Origin of the sequence: Alienimonas sp. DA493 (assembly GCF_043951915.1) — a bacterium.
In the GTDB taxonomy this organism is placed as follows: domain Bacteria; phylum Planctomycetota; class Planctomycetia; order Planctomycetales; family Planctomycetaceae; genus Alienimonas.
This window is the reverse complement of record NZ_JBINJD010000050.1, coordinates 24,034-30,994: the sequence shown is the minus strand read 5'-3', so window position 1 is coordinate 30,994 and position 6,961 is coordinate 24,034. Positions and strand designations below refer to the sequence as shown.

General features: G+C 72.3%; 10 protein-coding genes. All 10 read right to left on the bottom strand.

Annotation, left to right across the window (positions count from 1 at the left end; all coding sequences use genetic code 11):
• Window positions 1-308: 308 nt before the first annotated feature.
• The 10 genes from ACG2DA_RS09910 to ACG2DA_RS09865 all read right to left on the bottom strand — a co-directional run bounded on the left by ACG2DA_RS09910 (window position 309) and on the right by ACG2DA_RS09865 (window position 6,749).
• A complete protein-coding gene (locus ACG2DA_RS09910; protein WP_395255434.1) occupies window positions 309-773 on the bottom strand; it encodes a hypothetical protein in 465 nt (154 codons plus the stop codon).
• Window positions 774-805: 32 nt separating this feature from the next.
• Complete coding sequence (locus tag ACG2DA_RS09905) at window positions 806-2,248, bottom strand: hypothetical protein (RefSeq protein WP_395255433.1); 1,443 nt, start codon at window positions 2,246-2,248, stop codon at window positions 806-808.
• 99 nt (window positions 2,249-2,347) lie between these two features.
• Complete coding sequence (locus ACG2DA_RS09900) at window positions 2,348-2,554, bottom strand: hypothetical protein (RefSeq protein WP_395255431.1); 207 nt, start codon at window positions 2,552-2,554, stop codon at window positions 2,348-2,350.
• Window positions 2,555-2,661: 107 nt separating this feature from the next.
• A complete protein-coding gene (locus ACG2DA_RS09895) occupies window positions 2,662-2,922 on the bottom strand; it encodes a hypothetical protein (protein WP_395255430.1) in 261 nt (86 codons plus the stop codon).
• The gene (locus tag ACG2DA_RS09890) at window positions 2,919-3,959 is read right to left on the bottom strand and encodes a hypothetical protein (protein WP_395255428.1); all 1,041 of its coding nucleotides are present in this window, start codon (window positions 3,957-3,959) and stop codon (window positions 2,919-2,921) included. Before ACG2DA_RS09890 ends, ACG2DA_RS09895 begins: the two co-directional genes overlap by 4 nt.
• A gap of 92 nt (window positions 3,960-4,051) precedes the next feature.
• Window positions 4,052-4,795 (bottom strand): ATP-binding protein, encoded by a 744-nt coding sequence (locus tag ACG2DA_RS09885; RefSeq protein WP_395255427.1) that lies wholly within the window; start codon window positions 4,793-4,795, stop codon window positions 4,052-4,054.
• Window positions 4,786-5,472, bottom strand: coding sequence for a hypothetical protein (locus tag ACG2DA_RS09880; protein WP_395255426.1), 687 nt, complete (start codon window positions 5,470-5,472; stop codon window positions 4,786-4,788). Before ACG2DA_RS09880 ends, ACG2DA_RS09885 begins: the two co-directional genes overlap by 10 nt.
• Window positions 5,473-5,783: 311 nt before the next feature.
• Window positions 5,784-5,978, bottom strand: a complete 195-nt coding sequence (locus tag ACG2DA_RS09875; protein WP_395255425.1) for a DUF2997 domain-containing protein — start codon at window positions 5,976-5,978, stop codon at window positions 5,784-5,786.
• Window positions 5,978-6,379, bottom strand: coding sequence for a DUF1257 domain-containing protein (locus tag ACG2DA_RS09870; protein WP_395255424.1), 402 nt, complete (start codon window positions 6,377-6,379; stop codon window positions 5,978-5,980). The genes ACG2DA_RS09875 and ACG2DA_RS09870 overlap by 1 nt, the downstream gene beginning before the upstream one ends.
• 52 nt (window positions 6,380-6,431) lie before the next feature.
• Window positions 6,432-6,749 carry a hypothetical protein gene (locus tag ACG2DA_RS09865; protein WP_395255423.1) on the bottom strand — a complete coding sequence of 106 codons (318 nt, stop codon included), beginning with the start codon at window positions 6,747-6,749 and terminating at the stop codon, window positions 6,432-6,434.
• Window positions 6,750-6,961 lie beyond the last annotated feature (212 nt).

Genomic DNA, 6,961 nt, shown 5'->3' with positions numbered 1-6,961 from the left:
GCGACCGGAAGAATTCGTCCGTTGTCGAGGAAGCGGGCTTCCTCCATTCCATAATCACTCCGGGTCGGCCGGAGGGCCGCCCCGGGGAGCGTTGTTTCTTGAGCGTTCGTCTCCGTCACGGCGAAGGGGGAGGTCGCGGGGGATGCTCCCCTCCGCCCTCTTCCCTGGTGCGACCGTGACTTTGAGGCCGTCCCCGCCCCGTGTGCCGATGCCCGGGATCGGCCGCCCGCAGCTGACCGACCGCGAGCTAAAGAGGAAAGGCCCGCCCCGCCCGTTCCCGGGCGGGGCGGGGTTCTCCGCGAAGTCGGTCAGCACTTGGCCCGTTCCTTCAACCCGTCGATCGCCTCGCTGGCCTGCCGCCGCGACAACTCCTCGGCCGTGGTCAGGCCGAACCGCCGCCGCAACTCCTCTGTCAACTCGACGCCGGCCTTGCGGCTGAAGGCGTGCAACGCCCGCACCTGCTTTTCCGTGCAGGGCAGCGAGCCGCGGCCGTTGCTTGCGTGACCGTTCCCGGACGAACCGTTCGCCGCGGGGCCACCGGTCGAGGGCGGGCCGGCGAGACGGCCGCCGCCGTTCCGGCCGGTCGCCACGCCCAGTTCGCCGTCGACGGTCTCGCGGATCACGCCGAAGATCCCGCGGACCTGCCGTCGCAGCCGCTCGTGGTCCTTCAGCAGGTCGGCGGTCAGCTCCACCTCGACGTTCACCATGGCCCCCTTCGAGCCGTAGTCCGGCTGCCCCACCTTGCGGGACAGCCCCACGTTCAACTTCAACATGCGAATCTCCGTGTTGTGGATGGGGCGGCGGGCTACGTGGTGAGCGAGCCCAGCCGCTTGAGGCTGCCGAGGGCGCTGGAGACCAGCCGGTCCCGCCGCTTCAGCTTCCGCAGGTCCGCGGCCAGCCCCTTCGCCTCCGCGGCGGCGTCGGCCAGCGTCGCCTGCAGGGCCGTCGCCCGGTCCAGCAGGGCCTCGGGGTCGGCGGCGGCGTGGCCGTTCAGGCGGTTCGCGGGCATCGGGGCGGCGGGGCGTTTGGCAGGGACAGGGGCCGGGGAAGACGTGGACGCCGCGGCAACCGGCGACGACGGACCGTCCGCGGTCAATCGCACGGCGCCCTCGGCGGGAACCGGGTCGCCGGCCAGCGTGGCGAAGACGACGGTGACACCGGGGTGTCCCTCGTCGGCGTCGGGGCCGTCGCAGCGAACCGGCTCCTCCGGCCCGTTCAGCGCCCACTGCGTGCAGCCGGCGGTGAGGGCCCGGGCGACGAACCGTCGGTCGGCCACGCAGACCGCGGCACCGCGGACCTGCGAAGAGGCCGTCGCCAACTCCACCGGGGCACCGTCCTCCTCGGCGGCACGCACCAAAAAGACGCCGTCGCGGATCTCTAAGGTCACCGGCCGCCGCTCGGCGCCGGCGCCCGGCAGGCGGTCCAGCCGGTCGGCGAGGAAGGCCGCGTCGGCTTCGGTGAGGCCGACGGCGGCCTTGCCCTCGCCGCCCGGCACGACCCGGTCGAGGTCCGCGAACCGGGCGTCCCGGGCCTCCGGCGACCAGACCGTCCAGTCGCCGCACCGCAACGCGAGAACGCCCGCCTGACGTCCGCCGGGCAGAAACGCGACCCGGACGTCCTGTTTGCGCAGCGGCGCGGCAGAGAGCGCGTGCGGGGCCGGCAGCAGCACGGGCTGGTCGAACCCGAACCGGAACCCGCGGGCGATCAGCAGATGGTGGCTGTCGGTCGCTTCGATCCGACCGGCGGAGGGATCGAGCCGCACACAGCCGAGGGCGTACCGCCCGCTGTCGGCGTCGGTCACCTCGCAGGCGGCTCGCAGGGCGTCGCCGAAACCGTCGCCCGGGTCGGTCCACTCGGGAACCGCCGGGGGCTCAAAGTTCGCGGCTCGGTCGCGGTCCTTTTTCTCGAGCGCAACCCGGGTGCTACGGGGCACGCCCCGCTCCTCCCAGTTGGCGACCACGGCGTTGCCGCGGTCCGCCTCGGACAGCTGCACGTCGCCGTTCTTGGCGGCTCCGGCCTGAGCGAGCAGATCGAACGGCAGGACCAGCCCGGCGGGCGGACGATCGCCGGGGACCAGTAGGCTGATGCCGCGACCGTCGGCACCGACGGCAGTGAGCCGAGTTCCGCCCTCGTCGGCGGCGTCGACGCGGACGCAGGGTCCGTCGTCGCGGGCCTTCAGACCGAGGTGTTTCTTCGCCACGGTCCGGAACGCGTGCAGCGTCCGACGGGGCAGCGTGATCGGGGGCAAGGGGCGACTCCTTCTCTCGGTTTGGTGGTGGGGGGGGTGAATGAAAGGCCGGCGACGGGGATCAGCCCGCCGCCGGTCGTGACGCCGCAAGTCGCGGGCTCAGTGGAAGGCGACCTTCCCGCGGCCGCAGCGGTGCGGGTTCGTCCGCCGCCGGGCCTGCTCGGCGTCCCAGTCGATGGGGCCGAGGTCGTCGTCGAAGTGGGCGAACGCCGCCGGGTCGTCCAGTTGAAAGCCGAGGCGGGCGATCTCGCCGACGCTCTCGCCGGTGGCCGCTGCGATCCGCCGGTTCAGTTCGTGCTGGGGCATGTCGTGCTCCTGTCGTTGAAACGAGGTGGGAAAGAAAAAACGGCGGACCGGCACCGGGCCGATCCGCCGCGTCGGGGGCAGTCGCAGTGGGGTTAACGCCGGGCGTTTCAGCCCGGCCCGTTCAGCAGGTTCCGCGTCAGCCAGTCGGCCTCCGCGGTCAACGCGTCGCTCCGCAGCGGGAACGGACCGAGCACGGGTCCGCCGCTGGGTGAGAGATCAGCCGTCCAGCCGCCGCCGGGGTGCGGCTCCACATGGCTGGCGCGGGCAATCTGGCAACTGCCGATCAGGTCCGCGTCGATCAGCTCGCCGTATAAACCTCGGGCTGTGCCGTCGGAGTCGATAAATAGTTCCTGCGTCCCGCCGCTCATCGCGGGCTCCGCAGCACGCGGCGGCGGGGGGCGTCGGAGATCAGGGGATCGAGGGCTTCGGCGACGCCGGTCAGCCCTTCCCGCACCCGCTGTTGGAGCCAACCGACGCCGGTACTGGCTCGCAGGTCCGCGGCGTCCACGCCCCGCATCAGGCCCTCGGCCTCGGCGATCACGGCGTCCAACTCCGCGTTGCCGCTGACGTTCAACCGGCGGAAGCGGGCGAAGAACTCGGTCAGGTTCTCCACGGCGGAGTCGCGGAAGACCCGCGGCCCGCCGTTCTCGCCGCCGGTCAGCCGTTCCCGCAGGTGTTCGACCAGTTGGGCCAATTCCTGGGCGAACGCCTGTTCGGCGAGCTCCACGGCCTGCTCGAACCGCTGCCGGACCCGGTCGCACTCCCGTTGGTACAGGCGAGGCGAGAGGCGACGCAGGTAGTCCGGCGGCTCCACCGCGGGTAGGTCCCAGCTCAGGCCGAACAGCGGGGCCAGCGAGGGCGGGTAGTCCGCGGGGTCGAACAGGTCGCCGAGTCGGCGGCGGGCCCGGGAGACGAGTTCGTCGCGGCAACGGTCGACCTCCGCGGCGGCGTCGGCCAGTTCCGCCTGCAACTCGGTCATCCGCCGCTCGAAGGCGGGCAGGTCGGTCCGGGGCAGCAGGCGGACGCCGTTCTCGGGGTACGGCAGGGACGCCGACTTCCAGTGGGACACGGCGGCGTGCCGGACTTTCGCCGCGGCCCGGAGGGCCGGGTGCTTGGTGTCCAGCAGCTTCTTGCTGGCGGAGAGGCTTCCGCTTTCGGCGTCGAAGGGGGACGCGGCGTCCTCCTTCTGCTCCGCCGACAGCGTCCGCCGCAGGCCGGGCCAACTCACGTGCAGCCGGACCGCGGCGGCGTCCCCCCGCAGCCGTTCGGCGGGGTCCCGTTCCCGGTGATCCCGCTCCTCGTCGAGCACGGCGACCTCCGCGGCCCCGTGGTCGGTCTCCGCGTCGGACAGATCCTCGTCGTCTTCAACTCGCCCGCGTCGCGGCGGGCCGATCAGCAGCGTCATGGCGGCTCCTGTGGGGGTGACGGGTGGGAAAAGAGAAACGCCCCGGCGGGGGGCCGGGGCGTGTGAAGAAAGCGGAGCGGCTCGGAGCCGCGTCAGTTCAGCGAGTAGTTCCCGCCGGGCGGTCGTTTCCGCTGGGTTTTGCGGCGGGGCCGCTGATCGACGGATTGCTCCGTACGCACCCGGTAAGGGCCTCCGCCCTCGGCGTTCAAGCACCGACCGCTGGCCCACCGCCGCAGCTTCGCCAGCTGCTCTCTGCCGCTCTCGCTGACCGGGACGACGTATCGCCCGGCTTCGGCCAAAGAAACGCCCAGCAGCGCGCTCAGGCGGCAGCAGGACTCGATCTCCGCCCCGGTCCAGCCGTCGTCGCCGGCGGGCGTGTCGTCGGCGGCGATCCCGTACTCCGCCCGGTACCTGTCCCAAATTTGGGACCGCTCCCCGGCGGCGGGCAGGTCGAGGAAGAACGTCGCGTCGAAGCGGCCCGAGCGGGTGAGTTCCGCCGGCAGCCTCGAGGCGTCGTTGCTGGTGGCGACGGCGAACACGCCCCGGGGGCGGTCGGCCAGCCAACTCAGCAGCGTGCCGAGCATCCGCGTGCCGACCCCGCTGTCCTGCTGCCCGCCGGAGGTCCCGGCGAGAGCCTTCTCAATCTCGTCGACAAATATAATGCACGGGGACATGGCTTCGACGGTGGCCAAGGCCCGCCGCGTGTTCTCCTCCGACTGGCCCACGAGCGAACCCATCAGGCCGCCGATATCGAGCGAGAGCGTGGGTCTGCCGACCTCGCTGCCGAGGGCCTTGGCGAACGCGCTCTTGCCGGTGCCCGGCGGCCCTAGCAGCACACGCCCTTGGGCTCGGCGTGCGGGTGCCGGTTGGTCAGGGCGGTCCGGCAGAAGTCCTTGAGGGCGTTCAGGCCGCCGAGGGCTGAGAAGCCGGGGCCGCTGCGGTGCAGCGTCAGCGCCCCGGAGCCGGCGAGTTGTTTCGCCTTCAATTCCCACAGCGGGTCGGGGTCGAGCCTGCCGTGCCGCACCAGCGAGAGGGCGAAGGCGTTCTCCGCCTCGCTCCGGGTCAGTCCGGCGGCGGCGTCCAGCACCGCCCACAGCTCCTCGGGCAACTCGCCCGGCTCCGTCGCGACGCCCCGGGCGACGGCGTCCAACTCGTCCCGCGACGGCAGCGGGTGGGCGACCGTCACGAAGTCCCGCCGCAGTTCGGCGGGCAACTGCTCCGTGGGCTGCACGAGGACCAGGAGCGCACGGCGGGTCTTGCCCGCGGCGAGCGATGTCCGGATCGCCGCCAGCAACTCCGCCGACTGGAAGTACCGGTGCACGTGCACCATCGCGAGGATCGAGGGGGTCTCGCCGTCGCCGGAGACCGGCAACGCCTTCACCGCCGCCAGCGGGTCGCTCGCCCCCTCCTCGCCGCCGGCGGCGGTCCACGTGGCGAGGTGCCACTTCCGCTCGCCGCACAGCCGGGCGAGGTCGCGGAGGACTTCCTCGGGTTCGTCGCTGGTCACCAGCACGCCCGGGAAGGCTGCGGCGATCAGTTCGGTCAGCCGGGCGGTCAGCGCTGACGGTTCCGCGGCGGTCGGCGACGCGTCGACGCGGGCGTCGGACTCGCCGGGAGCTTCTCGGGTCCGGGGGCGGGATCGCCTTCGACCGGAAGACGGTCCCGAGCGGCGGGACGATCGACGAGGTCCGGCGTACCGCCGGCACGTGCGTCGCGGGCGTCGACTCGACGCCCTCCGCGGTCGCCCGCGGGGGCCGTGGGAGCGCCGCATCGGCGCCTCCTTTCTGGGGGGGTTCAGGTTGTGAAAGAACTCAGCCGCGGGATCTACGTCCGCAGCCGCTCCGGTTCGCCGACCTGCTCGGTCATGCGGTACTCCGGCGTCAGCCGCTCGGCGCTCTTGGCGCCGAGGGCGTCCTCGTAGGGTTTGCTGGCTGCCTTACAGCTGGGGCCGGCGAAGCCCTTGGTTTCGACGCTCGTCTCGCCCTCGGGCGTGACGGTGATCTCGATGCGGGGGTTCATCAGGCGAGCCCCCCGTAGCAGTGGGCTCCGCCAAAGCCCGCGGCCCCGGCGGTGACAGTCAGCTTCACGCCGCCGTCGAGCAGCGGCGTCTCGGCGATCCGGTGGCCGCGAGCCTTCGCCTGCAGCTTGGCGGCTTCGACGGCGTAGGTCTGCTTCAGGCGACCGAGGAACGACTCGTCGCCCCACCGGCCGTTGTACGTGTCGCAGCGGACGTTCCCGTCCTGCTGGATCAGCACGGGGTACACGAACCCCGGCGGTCGCACCGCGAGGCCGATGTGTTCGCTGCCGTCGAAGAACTTGACGGTCTCGGTCTTCGGCTCCGGCAGGTTCAGCCGGACGCAGGCGGCGTGGATCGCCGCCGGGTCTCTCAGCTTCGTCTCGATCGTGACGACGTGGCTCAAGGAGCCACCTCCTTTCGGGTTCGAGTGAGTGGGTGCATGAACGCCGGACCCGCTACGGCAGCCGCAGCGGGCGGCGGAGCGGGTCCGGCGGAGAGCTGGCGTACTGCGAGTTCGGGCCGGTCGGCCGGCCGCGATTGCGGCGGCGGCCCCCTCGGCTTCTCGGCGGTCTCTCCGGCGGCTGCGGCGGACCGGGCGGCGGCTTGACGATCCACGCCCCCAGCGCGACCAGAGCCGCCCCGAGGGCGAGCAGCAGGACGGCCGGGAACAGGTCGTTCGCCCACGGGCCGGACGAATCGGCGGCGGCAAGCGGCGGGACCGTCAGGGGTGTCAGGGGTAGATACGAAGCCACTGCGGGCGGCGGGTCGGGCATGGGGTCTTCCGACTGGGGAAAGGACTGGCGGGTAGTCCGCGGCGTCGCCTCACAGTGCGGCGATAGCGGCTCTCGATTAGCGACGTTCCCGCTCGTCGAAGCGGAACGGCGTCGCGTTGTTCACGATCGGCACGTGGGATAGCCTCCACGTTGAACCAACACACAGACGCCGAGCGGCCGGCCCCTGCGAGGGTCAGCCTCCCCGCGTGAGA